Origin of the sequence: Luteimonas abyssi (assembly GCF_001482195.1) — a bacterium.
Lineage (GTDB): Bacteria > Pseudomonadota > Gammaproteobacteria > Xanthomonadales > Xanthomonadaceae > Luteimonas > Luteimonas abyssi.
In genome coordinates, this window is the sequence record NZ_KQ759763.1 from 2,856,575 (window position 1) to 2,877,492 (window position 20,918).

19 protein-coding genes, 1 other RNA gene and 1 riboswitch are annotated in these 20,918 nt (G+C 71.4%); of the genes, 8 read left to right on the forward strand and 12 right to left on the reverse strand.

Annotated features, from left to right (window positions below; genetic code table 11):
- Nucleotides 1-709: 709 nt before the first annotated feature.
- An RNA gene (rnpB, locus tag RG19_RS17010) (RNase P RNA component class A) lies at nucleotides 710-1,079 on the reverse strand.
- A gap of 246 nt (nucleotides 1,080-1,325) precedes the next feature.
- Entirely contained in the window at nucleotides 1,326-2,147 is an 822-nt protein-coding gene (rsmI, locus tag RG19_RS12380; RefSeq protein WP_058836592.1) for a 16S rRNA (cytidine(1402)-2'-O)-methyltransferase, read from the reverse strand.
- A gap of 129 nt (nucleotides 2,148-2,276) precedes the next feature.
- Between rsmI and RG19_RS12385 the strand changes: the two genes are divergently transcribed.
- From RG19_RS12385 to RG19_RS12400, 4 genes are all read left to right on the forward strand, one after another.
- The gene (locus tag RG19_RS12385) at nucleotides 2,277-3,692 is read left to right on the forward strand and encodes a penicillin-binding protein activator (RefSeq protein ID WP_082672653.1); all 1,416 of its coding nucleotides are present in this window, start codon (nucleotides 2,277-2,279) and stop codon (nucleotides 3,690-3,692) included.
- A 278-nt stretch (nucleotides 3,693-3,970) separates the two neighbouring features.
- Nucleotides 3,971-4,330, forward strand: a complete 360-nt coding sequence (locus tag RG19_RS17280) for a YraN family protein (protein WP_238376633.1) — start codon at nucleotides 3,971-3,973, stop codon at nucleotides 4,328-4,330.
- Nucleotides 4,331-4,545: 215 nt separating this feature from the next.
- Nucleotides 4,546-5,859: an APC family permease gene (locus tag RG19_RS12395; protein ID WP_058835535.1), complete on the forward strand. Its 1,314-nt coding sequence runs from the start codon at nucleotides 4,546-4,548 to the stop codon at nucleotides 5,857-5,859.
- A 9-nt stretch (nucleotides 5,860-5,868) separates the two neighbouring features.
- Nucleotides 5,869-7,041, forward strand: coding sequence for a MalY/PatB family protein (locus RG19_RS12400; protein WP_058835536.1), 1,173 nt, complete (start codon nucleotides 5,869-5,871; stop codon nucleotides 7,039-7,041).
- Nucleotides 7,042-7,248: 207 nt separating this feature from the next.
- On the opposite strand, the gene thiL is transcribed toward RG19_RS12400, so the two are convergent.
- The 8 genes from thiL to glyA form a co-directional block, all read right to left on the reverse strand.
- Nucleotides 7,249-8,199 (reverse strand): thiamine-phosphate kinase, encoded by a 951-nt coding sequence (gene thiL / locus RG19_RS12405; protein WP_058835537.1) that lies wholly within the window; start codon nucleotides 8,197-8,199, stop codon nucleotides 7,249-7,251.
- 100 nt (nucleotides 8,200-8,299) lie between these two features.
- Nucleotides 8,300-8,758, reverse strand: coding sequence for a transcription antitermination factor NusB (gene nusB, locus RG19_RS12410; RefSeq protein ID WP_058835538.1), 459 nt, complete (start codon nucleotides 8,756-8,758; stop codon nucleotides 8,300-8,302).
- Nucleotides 8,755-9,222: a 6,7-dimethyl-8-ribityllumazine synthase gene (ribH, locus tag RG19_RS12415; RefSeq protein WP_058835539.1), complete on the reverse strand. Its 468-nt coding sequence runs from the start codon at nucleotides 9,220-9,222 to the stop codon at nucleotides 8,755-8,757. Before ribH ends, nusB begins: the two co-directional genes overlap by 4 nt.
- A 31-nt stretch (nucleotides 9,223-9,253) precedes the next feature.
- Complete coding sequence (gene ribB / locus RG19_RS12420; RefSeq protein ID WP_058835540.1) at nucleotides 9,254-10,390, reverse strand: 3,4-dihydroxy-2-butanone-4-phosphate synthase; 1,137 nt, start codon at nucleotides 10,388-10,390, stop codon at nucleotides 9,254-9,256.
- Nucleotides 10,391-10,500: 110 nt separating this feature from the next.
- Nucleotides 10,501-11,112 carry a riboflavin synthase gene (locus tag RG19_RS12425; RefSeq protein WP_058835541.1) on the reverse strand — a complete coding sequence of 204 codons (612 nt, stop codon included), beginning with the start codon at nucleotides 11,110-11,112 and terminating at the stop codon, nucleotides 10,501-10,503.
- Nucleotides 11,113-11,235: 123 nt separating this feature from the next.
- Nucleotides 11,236-11,393, reverse strand: a riboswitch (FMN riboswitch).
- A gap of 48 nt (nucleotides 11,394-11,441) precedes the next feature.
- On the reverse strand, nucleotides 11,442-12,596 hold the full coding sequence (gene ribD / locus RG19_RS12430) for a bifunctional diaminohydroxyphosphoribosylaminopyrimidine deaminase/5-amino-6-(5-phosphoribosylamino)uracil reductase RibD (RefSeq protein ID WP_082672826.1): 1,155 nt from the start codon (nucleotides 12,594-12,596) through the stop codon (nucleotides 11,442-11,444).
- A gap of 41 nt (nucleotides 12,597-12,637) precedes the next feature.
- Nucleotides 12,638-13,174 (reverse strand): transcriptional regulator NrdR, encoded by a 537-nt coding sequence (gene nrdR, locus RG19_RS12435; RefSeq protein ID WP_058835542.1) that lies wholly within the window; start codon nucleotides 13,172-13,174, stop codon nucleotides 12,638-12,640.
- Between the two features lie 266 nt (nucleotides 13,175-13,440).
- On the reverse strand, nucleotides 13,441-14,709 hold the full coding sequence (glyA, locus tag RG19_RS12440) for a serine hydroxymethyltransferase (protein WP_058835543.1): 1,269 nt from the start codon (nucleotides 14,707-14,709) through the stop codon (nucleotides 13,441-13,443).
- Between the two features lie 213 nt (nucleotides 14,710-14,922).
- Here glyA and ettA point away from each other — a divergent pair, with 213 nt between their 5' ends.
- From ettA to pyrF, 4 genes are read left to right on the forward strand one after another with little or no spacing between them, the layout of a single operon-like run.
- A complete protein-coding gene (ettA, locus tag RG19_RS12445; protein WP_058835544.1) occupies nucleotides 14,923-16,587 on the forward strand; it encodes an energy-dependent translational throttle protein EttA in 1,665 nt (554 codons plus the stop codon).
- Between the two features lie 43 nt (nucleotides 16,588-16,630).
- On the forward strand, nucleotides 16,631-17,194 hold the full coding sequence (locus RG19_RS12450) for a P-loop NTPase family protein (RefSeq protein ID WP_058835545.1): 564 nt from the start codon (nucleotides 16,631-16,633) through the stop codon (nucleotides 17,192-17,194).
- The gene (gene map, locus RG19_RS12455; RefSeq protein ID WP_058835546.1) at nucleotides 17,191-17,928 is read left to right on the forward strand and encodes a type I methionyl aminopeptidase; all 738 of its coding nucleotides are present in this window, start codon (nucleotides 17,191-17,193) and stop codon (nucleotides 17,926-17,928) included. The genes RG19_RS12450 and map overlap by 4 nt, the downstream gene beginning before the upstream one ends.
- A 10-nt stretch (nucleotides 17,929-17,938) precedes the next feature.
- Nucleotides 17,939-18,820, forward strand: a complete 882-nt coding sequence (gene pyrF, locus RG19_RS12460) for an orotidine-5'-phosphate decarboxylase (protein ID WP_058835547.1) — start codon at nucleotides 17,939-17,941, stop codon at nucleotides 18,818-18,820.
- 365 nt (nucleotides 18,821-19,185) lie between these two features.
- On the opposite strand, the gene def is transcribed toward pyrF, so the two are convergent.
- Both def and pncB read right to left on the reverse strand, forming a co-directional pair.
- Nucleotides 19,186-19,704: a peptide deformylase gene (def, locus tag RG19_RS12465; protein WP_058835548.1), complete on the reverse strand. Its 519-nt coding sequence runs from the start codon at nucleotides 19,702-19,704 to the stop codon at nucleotides 19,186-19,188.
- On the reverse strand, nucleotides 19,701-20,894 hold the full coding sequence (pncB, locus tag RG19_RS12470) for a nicotinate phosphoribosyltransferase (protein WP_058835549.1): 1,194 nt from the start codon (nucleotides 20,892-20,894) through the stop codon (nucleotides 19,701-19,703). The genes def and pncB overlap by 4 nt, the downstream gene beginning before the upstream one ends.
- Nucleotides 20,895-20,918: the final 24 nt, after the last annotated feature.

Below are 20,918 nucleotides of genomic sequence, written 5' to 3' on the forward strand. Positions count from 1 at the left end.
CGACGCCCGGCTCCGGTGCGCGACTGCGGCGCAATGTGACGCATCCGGGCGCACGCCAGTGACCGGGCGACGGCCGGCATGGCGGCCCCTGCCGAGGATTCGCAATCCGGCCGAGACGTGGCCCGAGGTGCGCCGAACGTGCCGCCATAGAGGCGGCACCCCATATCGCCTGCCGCACCCGACGCAACGAAATGTCCTTGCTGCGCTCTCGGACAGTCGGATCATTGCCCGCTCGAGACATTCCTTGTCCAGGTGACGGTAATGGCGGCCAATCGAGACAGGGCCCAGGTCGCCGGGCTCGGCAGCAATATGAACGGCCGCTGCGAGGCCAACGCCTTGGCCGGCGCCGATGCCCTACTCCCGAGTGCGACCCTCACCCCACCCCCTCGCTCAGCGCCCCGGCCCTCGCCTTGCGGCTCGGGCGTTCTCCGGCACGCGAGCCGGTGGCTCGCAAACGTGCCGCCTCACCCCGCAGGCGGGAGAGGGGCGAAGGTGCCAGGTAGACGCCGCTCCGTTCGAAGGTGCGGGTCATGAGGGCGGGATCGGGGTGGGTCGGAATCCCCGGCGGGCAGTACCGCGACGGGATGCTCCCTCACCCCAACCCCTCTCCCGCGAGCGGGAGAGGGGCGATGGTGCCGGGCAGGCGTCGCTCCGTTTGGAGGCGCGGGTCACGAGGGCGGGGTCGGGGTCTCGCCTTCGGTTTTTTAGGGGGCGGAGTCGGCCGATAAGCCGGGTTCTGTCGTGGACAGTCATTCCTCTAGGCGCCGTGTCACCACGACGCTCAAGCAACCTACCCGGACCCGACGCGGGCCGCGCCATGAGGTCCCTATTTGGTCTTGCTCCCGGTGGGGTTTGCCGTGCCGGTCCGTTACCGGACTCGCGGTGCGCTCTTACCGCACCATTTCACCCTTGCCTGATCCGACCCCGGAGGGCCGGCCATCGGCGGTATCTTTCTGTTGCACTTTCCGTCGGCTCGCGCCGCCCAGGCGTTACCTGGCACCGTGCCCTGTGGAGCCCGGACTTTCCTCGGCGCCGGACCACCGAAGTGGTACCGACGACGCGACTGTCTGGCCGACTCCGCCGCGCGCATTCTCTCACGCCCCCGGCGGCTGCGCGCGCGAGCGATGTCGACATGGCGCCCCCGGGCGCTGGCGACCGGGTGGTGGCCTCGCACCCGCCACCACGATCGGGCGCGTCCCCCTCCGGGACGCCGGCGTCGCGTCGCACGACCGTGACTGCGGCACCGGTCTCGATGTGGCGCGAGGCGAGCGGCTGGCACGCCGGCCGCTCCCCCTCGCGGATCGCGACCTGATGGGCGGCATTGCTCAGCCGTCCGAGGTGCCGGTTCCGTAGAGGGCCTTGCGTGGCGCACCGGTGATCTCGGCGGCCAGCTTGGCGGCCGCCGATGGCGCCAGGTGCGCCGACAGGAGGCCGTAGACCCGGCGCCCCTCGGCGAGCTGGGCGTCGTCATCGTGGCCCGCACCCTGCACGACCAGCACGAACTCGCCCTTGCGCTGGTTCGGATCGGCCTCGACCTGCGCGTGCAGGTCGACCAGGCTGCCGTCGAGCACGGTTTCGAACAGTTTGGTCAGTTCGCGCGCGAGCACGGCCGGACGCGCGTCGCCGAACGCCGCGCGCAGATCGGCCAAGGTGTCGACGATCCGGTGCGAGGCCTCGTAGAACACGAGCGTGCGCGGCTCCCCGGCCAGCCGGGCCAGCGCGTCCCGGCGCGCGCCGGGCTTGGCCGGCAAGAAACCTTCGAAGGCGAAGCGGTCGCTGGGCAGGCCAGCCACGCTGAGCGCGGTGATCACCGCGCTCGGCCCCGGCACCGGACTCACCCGTACCCCGGCCGCGCGCGCGGCGCGCACCAGCCGGAACCCGGGATCGCTGACCAGCGGAGTGCCCGCATCGCTGACCAGCGCCAGCGAGTCGCCGCCCAGCAGGCGCGCCACGATCCGCTCGGACAGGACATCCTCGTTGTGCTCGTGCAGGGCCAGGGCTGGCGTGCCGATGCCGAAATGCCCCAGCAGCGCCCGGGTATGCCGGGTGTCTTCGGCGCAGATCGCGTCCACGGACCGCAGCACGTCCTGCGCGCGCGGGGAGAGATCGGCCAGATTGCCGATCGGCGTGGCGACGACATGCAGCACCCCCGCCCCGACCGGGCGGGGGCCGGCGGCGCGGGCGGCGGACGAGGCGGACGGCGACGTGGACAATCGTGTCTCCACACAGGGGGGCGGTAGAATCCTAGCCGCTTCTCCGCACCGGACCGGATTTCCATGCGCACTCTGGCACGTCGCTTCTCCTACCCGCCCGCCCGCTCGTTGGCGGCGCTGCTCCTGACCGCCGTGTTCCTCGCCGGTTGCGCCACGGTGAGTGTGGCCCCCACGGGCCCGGCCGCGACGCCGGAGCCCGCCCATCCGGAACTCGCTGCGGCCGCCGATCTGGTGCGCCAGCAGGCGACGCTGACCGGGGTCGAGCGTGCCGACGGCGCACGCGAGATCGAACGCCTGTTGTCGTCCGTGCCCGACCAGACCCTCACCGAATACGCCGCCGCGTTGCCCGAAGGCGACCCGATGTACAGCTATGCCGGCCGCGTGCTGCTCGCGCGCGGGCTGCCGCTGCCGCGCCCGTTCGACCTCGGCGCGCTGTGGGCGGTGCATGCGGGCAACCGTGCGCCCGCCGACCGCGACGGCTACCGCCCGCCGCTGCGCCTGGGCGTACTGCTGCCGCTGTCGGGCAATCTCGCCACCGCCGCCGCCCCGGTGCGCGACGGTCTGCTGGCCGGCTACTACGGCGAACGCCGCGAACGGCCCGAGGTGGTGTTCTACGACACCGCGACCGGCGGCGCCAACACCGCCTACGACCGTGCCGTGTCCGAGGGCGCCGATTACATCCTCGGTCCGCTCGGCCGCGACGAGGTGGCCGGCCTGCTGGCACGCCCCGACCAGTTGCGGGTGCCGGTGCTGGCGCTCAATCGTGCCGGCGACGGCGCCCCGGTCGGCAGTTTCAGCTTCGCGCTGGCGCCCGAGGACGATGGCACTGCCGCGGCCGACTACCTGCTCGAACGCAACGTGCGCCAGGTGCTAGTGCTCAATGGCGGCGACGACAATGCGCGCCGCAGCGTCGATGCCTTCCGTCGCCAGCTCGAGGCCGGCGGCGGCGCGGTCAGCGACATGCTGGTGGTCACCGGCGACACGCCGCCCGACATGACCGACGCCTTCCGCAACGCGATGCTCAAGGAGGACGGCGCGCAGGCGGTGTTCATCGCGCTGCGCGGCCAGCAGGCGCGCGCGATCGCGCCGCAGCTCGTGGCCGCCGGCTACACCACGCGCCCGCGCGTGGGCACCTCGCAGCTGTCGATCGGCGGCGGGCGCGGCGAGCAGGACGCCGCCCTCGACGGCATCGTGTTTCCGTCCGAGCGCTGGACCTCGTCCGGCGTGGCCGGGCTGCCGATGGCGTCCAGCGTCGCGTCGAACCTGCCCACCGCGCGCGGCGGCGCGGCGCGCCTGTTCGCATTCGGCTACGACGCCTGGCTGCTGACCGCCTTCATGGAGCGACTGGTCACCGGCGCCGATGCCGAACTGCGCGGCGCCACCGGCCTGCTGCGCATCGACGGCGAAGGCAACATCGTGCGCACGCCGGCATGGGCGACCTTCAGCGGCGGCCACGTGGTGCCGCTCGGCGGCGGCTGAGGCCACGCCCCATCACCCCGCGCCCGGGAGGCGCGCGCCCGCACAGGATGTGCGGGCAAGCAGGCAAGGACGCCGGACATGACCTCGTTCGTCTCGACCGCCACATGCCGTCGTCGGCGTACGCCCCGCGTCGCACCGACGAGGCCGGCCCTGCCGCCCGGCCGGCAGGCCGGACGCGATGCGCGCGGCGCGACGAATCCACGCCCTCGGCGCGGACCTTCGCCGCCCGCGCGAGGACGCCGGGCGGCCGAAGCCGACGTCACCGCGACGGTGCGCCCGTGAGCCGTCGCCGTGGCGCCGAGATCGAGTCCGCCGCGCAGGCGCTGCTCGAGCGCGAGGGACTGCGTCCGGTGGCGCGCAACGCCGGCTTTCGCGTGGGCGAGCTGGATCTGGTCATGCGCGATCGCGACGGCAGCCTGGTGTTCGTCGAGGTGCGCTACCGCCGCAGCACCGGCTTCGGCGCCGGCGGCGAGTCCATCGACGCCCGGAAACGACGCCGGCTGGTCCGCGCCGCACAGCTGTTCCTGCTCGCCCATCCGGGCTGGGCGCAAGCGCCGTGCCGCTTCGACGTGGTCGAGGCCACCGGCGAGCCGCCTCGGCTGCGCTGGCTACGCGACGCGTTCCGCGCCGACGACTGACGCCGGGCAGGCCGGTCCGGCACCCGATCGCGCCGGGCGCACCGGGCGCATCATCCGCACGCGGCTCTTCGCGCGCGACCCGTGCGAACGTACCGGTGACGCACACCCCGCGACGCCGACATCGCGGTCGCATTCCTGGACGACGTGCGCGACGTCCGCACGGCCGCGGAGGGACACGCTACCCTCTCTTCGTCACCTCTGCCGCGGGCCTCGCCTTGTCCTCCACGCCGAACACCCCTGAGCCCGGCCTGCTGCGCGCGGTCGGTCGCTGGCAGATCCTGGGATTGTCGATCAACGATGTGGTCGGCAGCGGCATCTACCTCCTGCCGGCCGTGGCGTTCGGGTTGCTCGGGCCGTTCTCGGTCTGGGCCATCCTGCTGGCCGGCGGCCTGGTGAGCCTGCTGGTGCTCTGCTATGCGAAGGCGGCCAGCTACTTCGAGCGACAGGGCGGCAGCTATCTCTATGCGCGCGAAGCGTTCGGCCCGTTCGTCGGCTTCCAGGTCGGCTGGACGATCTGGCTGACGCGCATCAGCGTGGCCGCTTCGTTGTCCAACGGCCTGGCCGACGCCGTGGCCCGGTTCTGGCCCGCCGCCCTCGACGGCGCGGGGCGCACCGTGGTCGTGGTCGGCTCGTTGCTGCTGCTGGTCACGATCAACGTGGTCGGCGTGCGCTGGGCGGCGCGTGCGGCCACCGTGTTCGTGATCGGCAAGTTGCTGCCCCTGCTGCTGTTCGTCTTCATCGGCCTGTTCCACGTCGACTGGGGGCTGGCCTTCGGCGGGCCGCCGGCCGGCCTGACCGCGACCGCCGCCACGGACGCGGCGCTGTTGCTGCTGTTCGCCTACGCGGGGTTCGAGAATCTCCCGGCCGCAGCCGGCGAGTACCGCGATCCCAGGCGCAACGTGCCGTTCGCGTTGCTGACGATGATCGCCTGCGTCACGCTGCTTTACGCGGCGGTGCAACTGGTCGCGCAGGGCACGCTGCCCGCGCTGGCCGACGCGGCCACGCCGCTGGCCGACGCGGGCGCGGGATTCGGCGGCGAAGCGCTGGCGCTCGCGCTGACGGTGGGCGCGGCCCTGTCGATCCTGGGCACCAACAACAACACCATGCTGCTCGGTCCACGCTTCGTGCACGCGCTGGCCAGCGACGGCTACGGTCCGTCGGCGCTGGCGCGCATCCATCCGCGCTTCCGCACCCCGGCCGTGGCGGTGATCGTGCAGGGGGCCCTGGCCCTGGCACTCGCGCTGACCGGCTCGTTCGTGCAACTCGCCCTGCTGTCGATGGTGACGCGCCTGCTCGGCTACATCGCCACGGCCGGCAGCGTCCTGGTGCTGCAACGACGCCACGGCGACGCCCCGGGCAGCCTGCGCCTGCCGGGCGGTCCGCTGATTCCGGTGGCGGCGCTGCTGTTGTCGCTGTGGCTGCTGTTGAGCGCGAGCGCCGCCAACCTGGTGGCGGTGGCGGTGGCCCTGGGGGTGGGTGCGCTGGTGTACCGCTTCCCGCGCCGCGACGCGCCCGGCACGCGGACGTAGACTGCGGCGATGGACACGACGCACTTCGACGCCATCGGCCTGGACGACCTGCGCGCTGGCGGCGGCCTCAAATGGGTCGCGTTTCCGGACTGCATCGGCGCGTTCGTGGCGGAGATGGATTTCGGTCTCGCGCCGCCTATCGCCGCCGCGCTGCACGAGACGATCGCCGGCGGCAGAACCGGTTACCTCTCCGCTTCGCTGACCGACGCCATGGCCGAGGCCTGCGCCGGCTGGCATGCCGACCGCTACGGCTGGGCGCCCGCACCCGAGCGCATCCATCCGCTGCCCGACATCCTCACCGGGCTGGAACTCGCGCTGAGGCACCTGCTGCCCGAACGCACACCGGTGGTCGTGCCGTCGCCCAACTACATGCCGTTCGTGCCGTTGCTGCGCCTGCTCGGCCACGAGGTCATCGAAGTGCCGATGCGCGACGCGGAGGGCACCTGGACGTTCGACGAGCCCGCCCTCGATGCCGCCTTCGCGCGCGGTGCGGGCCTGGCGATCCTGTGCAATCCGCACAACCCGCTCGGTCGCGTCTACACCCGTGCGGAGCTGGCGCGTTTCAGCGCGATCGCCGCCCGCCACGGCGCGCGCGTGTTCGCCGACGAGATCCACGGCCCGCTGGTCTACGGCCCGCATCGCCACGTGCCCTACGCCTCGCTCGGGCCGGAAGCGGCCGCCCAGGCGATCACCGCCACTTCGGCGTCCAAGGGCTGGAACCTGCCCGGCCTGAAGTGCGCGCAGCTCATCCTCAGCAACGACGAGGACCAGGCACGCTGGCGCCGCATGGCACCGCTGGCTGGGCACGCCACCGCCACGCCCGGGGTGATCGCCAACACCGTCGCCTACCGCGAAGGCCGCGACTGGCTGGACGCGGTACTGGCGTATCTGGACGGCAACCGCGCGTTGGTGGCCGAGCGCGTGCGCACCGACATGCCCGGCGTCGGCTTCCGCGCGCCGGAAGGCACCTACCTGGCCTGGCTGGATTGCCGCGGACTCGCGCCCGCGGACGCCCCGTCGCCGGCGCGCCGCTTCCGCGCCAGCGGCGTGGCGCTCACCGACGGTGCGGATTGCGGCGCCGGTGGCGAAGGCTTCGTCCGACTCAACTTCGCGATGCCGCGCCCGATCCTGTCCGAAGCGCTGTCACGCATGGCCGACGCCGTACGCCAGGCGGCACCGTAGGCGCAGCACTGCGCGGCCCCGCCTGGGAACAGCGCATCCGTACCCGGCCCGGGCCGCGGCGCCCGAGGCCCGGAGATCGCGCAGTTGCGCGGCCCTCGCATCGCATTCGCGACATCCGCGAACACGTGTTCCCGGTGCGTGCCCAGAGCGTACCCGCTGCAAGCCCGCGGATGCGTTCTCAGGCATGGACCGATCCGGCACGCGCGATCAGAAATGCGCGTAGCCGCGGCGCGGGGGATGCCAGACCTCGCCGGCGCCGGTCCGGCAGACGCTGTCGCGTCCGGCGACGATGCCACCGATGCGGGTGACCGCGACCCCGGCTGCCGCAGCCGCGGCCCGGACAAGGGCCTCGCGCGCGGCCGGCGCGGTGAAACACAGTTCGTAATCGTCGCCGCCGGACGACTGCAGCGCGCGGCGCGCGTCCACGTCGGCGACCGCCGCGTGCAGTGCGGCGGATGCGGGCAGTGCATCGACATCGATCTCGGCGCCCACCCCACTGGCGTCGAGGACATGGCCGAGATCGGCCAGCAGGCCGTCCGACACGTCGATGCAGGCGTGGGCCAGGCCGACCAGTGCCTGCCCGAGCGCGAGCCGCGGCGACGGGCGGTCCATGCGCCCGCGCAGTGCCGCAGGCATCGTCTCGCCGCGCGACCGCAGCGCCAGCGCCGCGGCGGCGTCGCCCAGCGTGCCGCTGACCCAGATCGAGTCGCCGGGGCGTGCCGCATCCCGGCGCAGCGCCCCGCCCGGCGCGACGTGGCCCAGCGCGGTCACGCACACCGACAGCGGACCGCGGGTGGTATCGCCGCCGACCAGCGTCACCCCGTGTTCGGCCGCCAGCGCCAGCAGGCCGTCCACCAGCGCGTCCGCGAGCCCCGCCTCGTCCCGGGGCAGCGACAGCGACAGGGTGCACCACGCCGGCACCGCGCCCATCGCGGCCAGATCGGACAGGTTCACCGCCAGCGCCTTCCAGCCGATGGCCTCGGCCGCGGTGTCTTCCGGGAAATGCACGCCGGTATTGAGCGTGTCCGTGCACACCACCAGCTGACGCCCGTGCGGGACCGCCAGCACCGCGGCATCGTCGCCGATCCCCAGGACCACGTCGGCCCGGCGCGGCGCGCGCGCCCGGATGCGCGCGATCAGATCGAACTCACCGGACATGGCGGACCGCGCCCTCCCCGAAGGTTTCCCACGCTGCCCGCAAGACCGCGCAGGCGCAGACATCGCGGTGAACGGCGACGCCGGAGGCGAGGCCCACGACTCAGCCGCGCGCGGCGCGCACCTCGACCGCACGCCACTCGGCGGCCGCACGATCGAGCACGCCGTTGACGTAGGTATGCCCGTGCTCGGAGCCGAAGCGCTTGACCGTCTTCAGCGCCTCGTCGATCACCACGCGATACGGCACGTCGATGCGGTGCTGGAGTTCGTAGGCGGCGATGCGCAGCATCGCGCGTTCGATCTGGTCGACCTCCTCGATGGTGCGGTCCAGATACGGCTGCAGCGACGCATCGAGTTCGGCGCGGTGGGCGAGCACGCCGCGCACGAGATCCTCGAAGTACTCCAGGTCGGCGACCTCGTGGGCCTGCTCGTGGGCGAACTGCGCGATCACCGTGCGCACCTCGCCACCGCTCACCTGCCAGGCGTAGACCGCCTGCAGCGCGCGACGGCGCGCACGCGTGCGCAGCACCGGATCGACACCCGGACGCGGACCGCGGCTCATGCCAGCTTCTCCACCAGATCGGTCATCTCGATCGCCACCAGCGCACACTCCTCGCCCTTGTTGCCGTGGCTGCCGCCGGCGCGGCGCTCGGCATCCTCGACGTCGTCGACGGCGAGCACGCCGTTGACCACCGACAGGCCGAATTCCAGTTGCACCTGCATGAGCGCCTCGGCGCAGTTGTCGGCGACGTGCTCGTAGTGGCGGGTGTCGCCACGGATGACGCAGCCCAGCGCGACCAGCGCGGCATGCCCACCCTGCGATGCGAGGCGCGCGGCGACCACGGGGATCTCCCAGGCGCCCGGCACACGGATCACGTCCACCGCATCGTCGCCCACGCCGTTGTCGGCGAAGGCCTTGCGCGCACCGGCGACCAGCGTATCGGTGATGCGCGGGTTCCAGCGGCTGGCGATGATCGCGAAGCGCGCGCCGTCGGCGGGGCGCAGATCGCCTTCGAAATGACTCATGACGTTCGTGACTCCGGTGAAGGGGCGCAGTTTAACCCGCGCTGGCGCGGCCGGCCGAAACGACCGCCGTCGGCTCCACGGTGTCGACCACTTCCAGGCCGAACCCGGACAGGCCGACCTGACGACGGGGCGTGCCCAGCACACGCAGCTGCCCGAGTCCGAGGTCGGCCAGGATCTGCGCGCCGGCGCCGTTGCGCCGCCACTGGCCGACGTCCTTGTCCTTGCCGGCGGGCCTCGCCTCGACCTCGGAACACAGCCGCGCCAGCAGCGCGTCGGAGTCGCGCGGTGCGGACAGCACCACCAGGACACCCTCGCCGGCATCGGCGATCGCCTTCAGGGCATCGGTGGTCGCGACGCCGAAATCCTCGCGGCGCCAGCGCAGCAGGTCAGACAGCGGGTTCTCGACGTGCACGCGCACCAGCGTCGGCCGCGCAGCCTCCGGCGTGCCGCGGACCAGGGCGAAATGCAGCTCGTGCGCGATGCGGTCGCGGTAGGTCACCAGGCGGAACGGGCCGGCGTCGGTGTCGATGTCGCGTTCGTCGACGCGTTCGACGGTGTGCTCGGTGGCCAGGCGATAGGCGATGAGGTCGGCGATCGAGCCGATCTTCAATCCATGCTCGCGCGCGAACGTTTCCAACTGCGGGCGACGCGCCATGGTGCCATCGGCGTTGAGCACCTCGACCAGCACACCGGCAGGCTCGAGCCCCGCCAGTTCGGCGAGATCGGCCGTGGCCTCGGTGTGGCCGGCCCGGGTCAGCACACCACCGGCCTGGGCGATGAGCGGAAAGATGTGGCCGGGCCGGCTGAGGTCCGACGGCTTGGCGTCCGGGCGCACCGCGGTGCGGATGGTGTGGGCGCGATCAGCCGCGGAGATGCCGGTGGTCACGCCCTCGGCCGCCTCGATGCTGACGGTGAAGTTGGTCTGGAACTGGGCGGTGTTGGCCTGGACCATCGGCGCCAGCCCCAACTGCTGGCTGCGCGCCGGCGAGATCGACAGGCACACCAGACCGCGGCCGTGGGTGACCATGAAGTTGATGTCGGAGGCCTTGACCAGTTCGGCGGCCATGACCAGGTCGCCTTCGTTCTCGCGATCCTCGTCGTCGACGATGACGACCATGCGGCCGGCGCGGATCTCTTCGAGCAGTTCGGGAATGGAAGCGAAGGACATCGGTCTGGTTCTCTTGGCTGGAGCGGAGCGCGGCCCGACGCGCGGGCGACGCCGATCGAAAGTGTCGCGTGCGGCCCGCAGGGCTGCTGGGGTGCCGACGGTCTCGGCGGCTAGGCGGCAGGAGGCCCGGCGCGGTCGGCGAGCAGGCGCTCGACGTAACGCGCGACCAGGTCGACCTCCAGATTCACCGCATCGCCGACGCCGGTCGCGGCGAACGCGGTGTGGGCGACGGTGTGCGGAATCAGCGCGACCTCGAAGCCGTCCGCGTCCACCGCATTGACGGTGAGGCTGACGCCATCGACGCAGATCGAGCCCTTCTTCGCCACGTAGCGCAGCAATGCCGGCGCCGCCGAGAAGCGCCAGCGTTGCGCGCGCGCGTCCGGCACGATGGCCTCGACGCGGCCCAGGCCGTCCACGTGCCCGCTGACCAGATGCCCGCCGAGCCGGTCGTCGGCGCGCAGCGCGCGCTCCAGGTTGACCGGCGCGCCGTCGGCCAGCGCGCCCAGCGTGGTCAGGGCCAGGGTTTCGGTGGAGGCGTCGGCGTGGAACCGCTCCGCATCGAACGCGATCACGGTCAGGCACACGCCGTTGACCGCGATGCTCTCGCCGAGCTGCGGCGCCTCGAACGGCAGGCTGCCGGTGGCGATCTCCAGCCGCAGATCGCCGTCGCGGGGCATCCGGCCGGCCAGGCGGCCGACGCCGGTGACGATGCCGGTGAACATCAGCCGGCCTCCATCGGAATGACGGACGGTGCGGGCTGGACGGGGCGCGAAGCTGCGGACATGGCGTTTTCCGTTCGACGAAAAACGTCCCGGGCACGACGGGCACGCGGCATACGCCGCGGAAACCGTCTTCTTTCATCCGGACTGTGACCGTCGGCTCCGGCATTCGACCGGATCTGCTGACCTCCCGCGGCAGGCACCGCCGGAGCGCTCGCGGGCTCGTGCCGGAACCGCTGGCACCTACCGCCGGTGGGGAATTTCGCCCCGCCCTGAAGACGTCTTGGTTGTGGGCGCCGCCGGCGGACCGGCGGCGGGGTGACGGCGCGATTCTACCACCGGCGCCCGTCATGGCCGGCCCGCCACTCCAAGGACTCAGCGTCCTGTGGACGGCCCGCGGTACCGGGCTCGGCAACGACCGACCAGACCGGCCGAGGCTCCAGGGTCATCCTCACATCGTCCCCCAGCACGCGCAGATCGCGGATCCGCAAGCGGTAGCGATCGGCCATCGCCTGCAGGCCCAACCCGTCGAACAGGGGTCGCGCAGCCTCGCCCAGCAGGACCGGCGCGAGATAGAGCATGCATTCGTCGACCAGCCCAGCGTTGAGCAGGGCGCCGCACAGCGACGCGCCAGCCTCCACGTGCACGTCGTTGATCTGCAGGTCCGCCAGCACCCCCATCACCGCGTGCAGGTCGAGGCGCCCGTCGCGGAGCGGCACGGCCGCGTGGGCGATCTCGAGGTCGCGCGGGACGCGGGCGTCCGGACCATGCAGGTAGAGCGTGGGCGCATCGCCCTCGCGCACCCGCCCGCGATGGGTGGTCGCCAGCCCGGCATCGAGCACCACCCGCAACGGCGGAACGAAGGCGTCGTCGGTGTCCAGGCGCACGGTCAGGGCCGGATCGTCGGCGAGGACCGTCCCGCTGGCGGTGAGGATGGCGCCGGCGCGGGCCCGCCAGCGATGCACGTCTGCGCGCGACGCCTCGCCGCTGATCCATTTCGAATCGCCGTCTGCCGCGGCGGTGCGTCCGTCCAGGCTCGCGGCGAGCTTCACCCGCACCCACGGACGCCCGCGCTCGACCCGCGACAGGAAGCCGCGGTTCAACGCACGCGCCTCGGCCTCCAGAAGGCCCCACGCCACGTCGATCCCGGCCGCGCGCAGGCGCTCGAACCCGCGTCCGTCGACCTGAGGGAACGGATCGCGCATCGCCGCCACGACCCGGGCCACGCCGGCCGCGACCAGCGCATCGGCGCACGGCGGTGTGCTGCCGGTGTGCGCACAGGGCTCGAGCGTCACGTAGGCCGTGGCGCCGCGCGCCCGCTCGCCGGCGGACTGCAGCGCGAACACCTCGGCATGCGGGCCACCCTTGCGCTGGTGCCAGCCCTCGCCCACCACCTCGTCGCCGCGCGCGATCACGCAGCCGACCATCGGATTGGGCCTGGTGGTGAACGCCGCACGCTCGGCCAGCCGCAGCGCGCGCGCCATCATCGCGTGGTCGGTGGCGGTGAACGTCCCCGCAGCCGCAGCACTCACCGCTTGCGGCCCTTGCCCTTGCCGCCCTTGTCGAACGGCACCACCTCCCCGGACAGCAGGGGCAACTGGCCCTCGCCGGGCAGATCGCGCTCGAGCCGGTCGAGCTCCTCGCGGAAATCGGCCACATCCTCGAAAGCGCGGTAGACCGAGGCGAACCGGACATAGGCGACGTGGTCGAGCTTGCGCAATTCGGCCATCACGAACTCGCCGATGCGGATCGAAGGCAGCTCGCGCTCGCCGCTCATCCGCACCGACTGGACCACCGCGCGCACCGCGGCCTCGATCGCCTCTTCGGACACCGAGCGCTTCTGCAGCGCGCGGTCGAAGCCGAGGCGCAGCTTCTTCGCGTCGAACTGCTCGCGCCGACCATCGGACTTGATGATCGCCGGCAGTTTCAGTTCGATGGTTTCGAGCGTGGAAAAGCGGTCCCCGCAGGCTTCGCACTCACGGCGACGGCGGATCGTCACGCCGTCCTCGGACACGCGCGAATCGATCACGCGGGTGTCGGTGTGTTGGCAGAAGGGGCAATGCATCGGGGATGCGCGACGACGTGTGTGAAGTTACCGCAGTGTACGGCGACGATAGGCCGCGGTCACGGGACCGGCCGGCGCGAGGGATGCCCGGCTTCGGCTGGGTGGGCCGCGCATGCCGGCGACCTCATCCACCCTGTTCACCGGGGCTCGTCATGAGGCGAGCCGGGGCCGGCACGGCCTGCGCGCGACAGCCGCGGCAGACGGCAACGGCCGTGGCGCGCTGCGTCCGGCTGCGCGCGGACGCACGCGCCGGCCGCAGCCTGCCCTCAGCCGTACACCGGATACTTGCGGCACTGCACGGTGACCGCCTCGCGCACGCGCTCGATCACGGCGGCGTCTTCCGGCGCATCGAGCACGTCGCAGATCCAGCCGGCGAGCTCGGCGCAGTCGGCCTCGGTGTAGCCGCGGGTCGTGACCGCCGGGGTGCCGATGCGCAGGCCCGACGTGACGAAAGGCTTCTGCGGGTCGTTGGGCACCGCGTTCTTGTTCACGGTGATGTGCGCCCGGCCCAGGGCCTCCTCGGCCGCCTTGCCGGTGACGCCCTTTCCGATCATGTCGACCAGCATCAGGTGGTTCTCGGTACCGCCGGAGACGATCCGGTAGCCGCGGTCGACGATCACCTTCGCCATCGCCTGCGCGTTCTTCACCACCTGCTGCTGGTAGGTCTTGAACGCCGGCTCCAGCGCTTCCTTGAACGCCACCGCCTTCGCCGCGATGACATGCATCAGCGGACCGCCCTGAATGCCGGGGAAGACGACCGACTGCAGCTTCTTGACGAGGTCGTCGTAGTGCTCGCCTGCACCTTCGCGGCTGGCGACGATGATGCCGCCGCGCGGACCGCGCAAGGTCTTGTGGGTGGTGGAGGTGACCACGTGCGCATGCGGCAGCGGGTTCGGGTAGACGCCCGCGGCGACCAAGCCGGCTACGTGCGCCATGTCGACGAACAGCAGCGCGCCGACCTTGTCGGCGATGGCGCGGAAGCGCGCCCAGTCGACCACCTGCGAGTAGGCCGAGAACCCGGCCACCACCAGCTTCGGCTTGTGTTCGACGGCCAGCCGCTCGACGGCGTCGTAGTCGATCAGGCCCTGGTCGTTCACCCCGTACTGCGCGGCGTCGAACAGTTTGCCCGACGCGTTGACCTTGGCGCCGTGGGTGAGATGGCCGCCGTGGGCCAGACTCATACCGAGGATCTTGTCGCCGGGCTGCAGCAGCGCCAGATACACCGCCTGGTTGGCCTGCGAACCGGAGTGCGGCTGCACATTGCCGTAGTCGGCGCCGTAGAGCTGCTTGAGGCGGTCGATCGCGAGTTGCTCGGCCACATCGACGAATTCGCAGCCGCCGTAGTAGCGCTTGCCGGGATAGCCCTCGGCGTACTTGTTGGTCAGCTGGCTGCCCTGCGCCTCCATGACCCGCGGGCTGGCGTAGTTCTCGGAGGCGATCAGCTCGACGTGGTCCTCCTGGCGCTGCGCTTCCGCGGCGATGGCCTGGGCCAGTTCGGGATCGTAGGTTTCGATACGGGCGTCGCGCGGAAACATCGGCTCTCCAGGAAACGTCAGGGGCAGCTCGCGATTGTAGCGCCCGACCGTCGCCGGCCGCCGCCGGCGGCGTGCCGCCCCGCCCGGCCCGGCCTGAACGGCGCCGCGGCAGGGTCGGACGCCCCGGCCGCGGGCGCTATAATGGGCGCTTCCCGTCATCCCCCCGCAGCGCCGTCCCCGCGACCGGCGCTGCCGTCCGCGCACGGAGACCGCATGTCCTCGCAATACATCTACACCATGAACCGCGTGTCCAAGGTGGTGCCGCCGAAGCGGCAGATCATCAAGGACATTTCGCTGTCGTTCTTCCCCGGCGCCAAGATCGGCCTGCTGGGCCTCAACGGTGCCGGTAAGTCCACGGTGCTCAGGATCATGGCCGGCGTGGACCAGGACTTCGAGGGCGAGGCGCGCCCGCAGCCGGGCATCAAGGTCGGTTACCTGCAGCAGGAGCCGCAGCTCGACCCCGAGCACACCGTGCGCGAGGCCGTCGAGGAAGGCGTAGGCGAAGTGCTGCAGGCGCAGAAGCGGCTGGACGAGGTCTACACGGCCTACGCCGAGGAAGGCGCCGACTTCGACGCCCTGGCCAAGGAGCAGGAGCGCCTGGAGGCGATCCTCGCCGCCGGCGACGCCCACACCCTGGAGAACCAGCTCGAAGTGGCCGCCGACGCGCTGCGCCTGCCGCCGTGGGACGCCAAGATCGGCCCGTTGTCGGGCGGCGAGAAGCGCCGCGTGGCGCTGTGCCGGCTGCTGCTGCAGAAGCCCGACATGCTGTTGCTCGACGAGCCCACCAACCATCTCGACGCCGAATCCGTGGAGTGGCTGGAGCAGTTCCTGGCCCGCTACACCGGCACCGTGGTCGCGGTGACGCATGACCGTTACTTCCTCGACAACGCCGCCGAGTGGATCCTCGAGCTCGACCGCGGCCGCGGCATCCCGTGGAAGGGCAACTACACCGAGTGGCTGGTGCAGAAGGAAGACCGCCTCAAGCAGGAAGACAACCAGGAGAAGGCCCGCCAGAAGGCGATCCAGAAGGAACTGGAGTGGTCGCGGCAGAATGCCAAGGGCGGCCGCTCGAAGGGCAAGGCACGCCTGGCCCGGCTGGAAGAGCTGCAGTCGCAGGACTACCAGAAGCGCAACGAGACCAACGAGATCTTCATCCCGCCGGGCGAGCGCCTGGGCCAGAAGGTCATCGAGTTCAAGAACGTCACCAAGCGCTTCGGCGAGCGGCTGCTGATCGACGATCTCAGCTTCGTGGTGCCGCCGGGCGCCATCGTCGGCATCATCGGCCCCAACGGTGCCGGCAAGTCCACGCTGTTCAAGATGATCACCGGCCGCGAGACGCCGGATTCGGGCCAGATCGACCTCGGCCCGACCGTGCAGCTGGCCTACGTGGACCAGAGCCGCGACAAGCTCGAAGGCAACCACAACGTGTTCCAGGAGATCTCCGGCGGCCTGGACATCCTCAACATCAACGGCACCGAGATCCAGTCGCGCGCCTACATCGGCCGCTTCAACTTCAAGGGTCAGGACCAGCAGAAGATGGTCGGCTCGCTGTCGGGCGGCGAGCGCGGCCGCCTGCATATGGCCAAGACCCTGCTGCAGGGCGGCAACGTGCTGCTGCTCGACGAACCGTCCAACGATCTCGACATCGAGACCCTGCGCGCGCTGGAAGACGCGTTGCTGGAGTTCCCCGGCAACACCTTCGTGATCTCCCACGACCGCTGGTTCCTCGACCGCATCGCCACCCACATCCTCGCCTTCGAGGGCGACAGCCACGTGGAGTTCTTCCAGGGCAACTACCGCGAGTACGAGGAAGACAAGAAGCGCCGCCTGGGCGACGACGCCGGCCCGAAGCGCCTGCGCTTCAAGGCGCTGAAGTAATCCCGAGCGCCTCCGGCACCGCGCCGGAGGCGCCGAGCCGGCCATGGCCCATCGCCTCCACGTCTTCGGCGCCGCAGGCAGCGGCACCACCACCCTCGGTGCCGCGCTGGCCGCGCGGCTTGGTTTGCCGCACGTGGACGTCGACGACGTCTACTGGATGCCCACCGACCCGCCCTACACCGTCAAGGCCACGCCCGACGAGCGCATCGCGGCGATCGAGCGTCGTGTCGTCGACCGCGACGGCTGGGTGCTGACCGGCTCGCTGGTCAGCTGGGGCGGCGTGTTCGTCCCGCGCTTCACCCTGGCGGTGTTCCTGACCCTGGACGACGCCGAACGCATGCGCCGCCTGCACCTGCGCGAACGCGGTCGCTACGGCGACCGGATCGGGCCGGGCGGCGACCTGGTCGAACACCACCGCGCCTTCATGGACTGGGCCGCGCAGTACGAGACCGCCGGCCCCGACATGCGCAGCCGCGCGATGCACGACCGCTGGCGGGCGACGCTGGCCTGTCCGGTACGCGTACTCGATGCCGCCCGGCCGGTCGACGCGCTAGCCGATGCGATACTCGACACCCTGCCCGCCGCCTCGAACGGAGTCCGCGAATGACCATCCAGGCGCCCGACGAACTCGCCGGTCTCCAGCGCGCGGGCGCGCTCGTGGCCGGGATCCTGGCCACCATGCGCGATCACGCCTGCGCCGGCACCGCCCCGCGCGACCTCGACGCGATGGCCTCGGACCTGCTGCGCGAGGCCGGCGCCCGGTCGGCGCCGGCGCTGACCTACGGCTTTCCGGCCGCGACGTGCATCAGCGTCAACCGGGTCGTGGCCCACGGCATTCCCGACGGCACGCCGCTGCGCGACGGCGACCTGGTCAACATCGACGTCTCCGCCGAACTCGACGGGTTCTATGCGGACACCGGCGCCAGCTTCGTCGTCGGCACCGCGAGCGCCGCTCAGCAACGCCTGCTCGACGCCACCCGCGAGGCGCGCGACGCGGCGATCGCGCAGTTGCGCGCGGGCGAGCTGCTCAGCGGCATCGGGCGCACGGTCGAGGCGGTCGCCGCGCGGCGCGGCTTCCGGGTGATCCGCGACCTGCAGAGCCACGGCGTCGGTCGTGCGCTGCACGAGGCTCCCGGCTCGATCCCGGGCTACTACGACCGTCGCGACACCCGCCGCCTGCACGACGGCATGGTCATCACCGTCGAACCGTTCCTGGCGACCCACAGCACCCGCACCGAGACTCTGGACGACGGCTGGTCGCTGGTCTGTCCGAAGGGCGTCGGCGCGCAGTTCGAACACACCGTCGTGGTCACCCACGGCGCGCCGATCATCGTCACCTGAGAATCTCCGCATGCCGCCCACCTTCATGCAGGCGCTGCGCGCGCGCTGGCAATCCGCCGACAGCCTGGTCTGCGTCGGCCTCGATCCGGAGCCGGCGCGGTTTCCCGTCCGCTTCGGGGGCGCGGCCGAGGCGCCGGCAGCGGCTCTCCCCGAGACCGGCATGTCGGCATCGTCCGATGCCGTCTTCGCCTTCTGCCGCGACATCGCCGATGCCACCGCCGAGTACGCCTGCGCATTCAAGCCGCAGATCGCGCACTTCGCCGCCCTCGGCGCGGAAGACGCGCTGGCGCGGCTGATCGAACACCTGCACACCGCGCACCCCGGCGTGCCGGTCATCCTGGACGCCAAGCGCGGCGACATCGGCTCCACCGCCCAACGCTACGTCGGCGAGGCGTTCGACCGCTACCGCGCCGACGCCGTCACGGTGAACCCCTATCTCGGCCGGGACTCGGTGCAACCATTCCTGGATCGCGCCGACCGCGGCGTGGTCATCCTGTGCCGCACCTCGAACCCCGGCGCCGGCGACCTGCAGGATCTCGTCGTGTCCGGTGCGGCCGGCCGCGGCCGGCCGCTGTACCAGCACGTGGCCGAAACCATCGCCCGCGAGTGGAACGGGCACGGCAACTGCGCACTGGTCGTCGGCGCCACCTGGCCGCAGCAACTTGCCGAGGTGCGCGCCATCGTCGGCGACATGCCGCTGCTGGTGCCGGGTGTCGGCGCACAGGGCGGCGACGCCGCCGCCGTGGTGCGCAACGCCCGCAGCGCCGACGGCACCGGCCTGCTGGTGAGCTCATCGCGCGCGATCCTGTACGCCTCGTCCGGCGACGACTACGCCGAGGCCGCCGCGCGCGCCGCACGCGACCTGCGCGACACCCTCAACGCCGCACGCTGACCCGCCGGTTTTCTAGACCGAGCGAAACGCCGGGGGAAGTTCGCACTCGGAGAGCAGGGGCACCCGGCGCTTCGAGGTTCGCGGTCGTTCGAGAAGCAAGCGACGAAGCGATCCGATAGCGGTAGCCCCACTTTCCGCAAGCCGAAGCCCCGCCGGGACCGGTGGCCTTCTCGGCGAAATCAAGGAGGAGGCCGCCGCCGTATGGCGGTGGCCGGGGGACATTCGCACGAGGAGGCTGCCGGTCTCGGCGGGGCCCGGCAGGTCAAGACGAAACAGAGCGAAGCGAGACACACAGCATTTGTCGCGCCGACCAGCCAGCCTCGACGGCGCAAGAGGAACGGCTCACCTTAAACCACCAGAAAACCTCACCGCCCACGCTCGGGAAACAGCACATCGCTGTACCCGAACCGCCTGAAATCCTCGATCCGCATCGGATACAGCACGCCTTCCAGGTGATCGAACTCGTGCTGGATCACCCGTGCGTGGAAGTCCTCCGCCTCGCCCTGCAGCGGTGTGCCTTGCGCATCGAACCCGTGCCAGCGGATGCGCCGCCAGCGCGGCACCCACCCGCGCAGTCCGGGAATCGACAGGCAGCCTTCCCAGCCGTCGGCGCGCTCGTCGCCGACAGGCTCGATCTCCGGATTGACCAGCACCGTCCGGGGCACCGCCGGGGCATCGGGATAGCGCACCGCCTGCTCGAATCCGAACACCATCACCCGCAGCCCCACCCCGATCTGCGGCGCCGCCAGTCCCACGCCGCCGGCGTCGGCCATCGTCTCCCACATGTCGGCCACGAGCGCCCGAAGGTCGGTGTCGAATGCCGCGACCGGCTCGGCACGGCGCACCAGCACCGGATCGCCCATGCGCACGATCGGGCGGATCATGCCGCGCGCTCCGGCTCGGGCACGCCGAACACCTGCCGCAGATAGCGCAGATACCCATCGTCGTCGACCATCGTCTTGCCCGGCGAATCGCTGAGCTTGGCGACGGGCTGGCCATTGCACCGGACCATCTTCAGCACGATCTGCAGCGGCACCGGGCCGAGGTCGTTGGTCAGGTTGGTGCCCACGCCGAACGACATCCGGCAGCGGCCGCGAAAATGTTCGTACAAGTGCATCACCCGTTCGATGTCGAGACCGTCGCTGAAGACGAAGGTCTTGCTGCGCGGATCGATGCGATGCGCCTCCAGATGCGCCAGGATCCGCTCGCCCCACTCCACCGGATCGCCCGAATCGTGGCGCATGCCGTCGAACAGCTTGCAGAAGTAGAGATCGAAATCGCGCAGGAACGCATCCAGGCCGATCACGTCGGTCAACGCCACCCCGAGATCGCCGCGGTACTCCTGCGCCCAGCCGTCGAACGCCGCCGACTGCGAATCGCGCAGCCGCGGCCCCAGCGCCTGAAACGCCTGCAACCACTCGTGCGCCATCGTGCCCTGCGCCACCAGCCCGTAGCGCCGCGCGAGATCGACGTTGCTGGTGCCGACGAACTTCTCGCCGAGGCCCTCGACCAGCATCGGGATCAAGGCCTCGTGCCACGCGCGCGAGTAGCGGCGACGCGTCCCGAAGTCGGTGATGCGGCAGTCCTCGAAGCCCACCGCGTCGTTGATGCGCGCGATCTTGTCGCGCAACCGCCGCGTGCCCTCGTCCACGTCCGGCGCCCCGTGGGTCTCGCGGAAGTAGACCTCGTTGACGATCGCCAGCAACGGCACTTCGAACAGGATCGTGTGCAACCAGGGACCGGCGATGGTCAGCTCGATCTCACCGGGCGCGGTCTCCGATGCACGCAGGTCGATGTACTTGCGGTCGAAGTGGAACAGGCCAAGGAAATCGACGAAATCCGGTTTCACGAAGCGCAGCCCGCGCAGGTAAGCCAGCTCCTCGGCACTCATCCGCAGGCGGCACAGCGCATCGATCTCGTCGGAGATCGCAGCCAGATGCCGGGCGAGATCGACACCCGGCGTACGGCAGCGGAACCGGTACTCGGCCTGCGCGGCCGGATGCTGATGCAGCACCGCCTGCATCATCGTGAACTTGTAGAGATCGGTGTCGAGCAGCGACTGGATCACCGGCATGGGGGCGCCCGGCTGGAAGGGGCC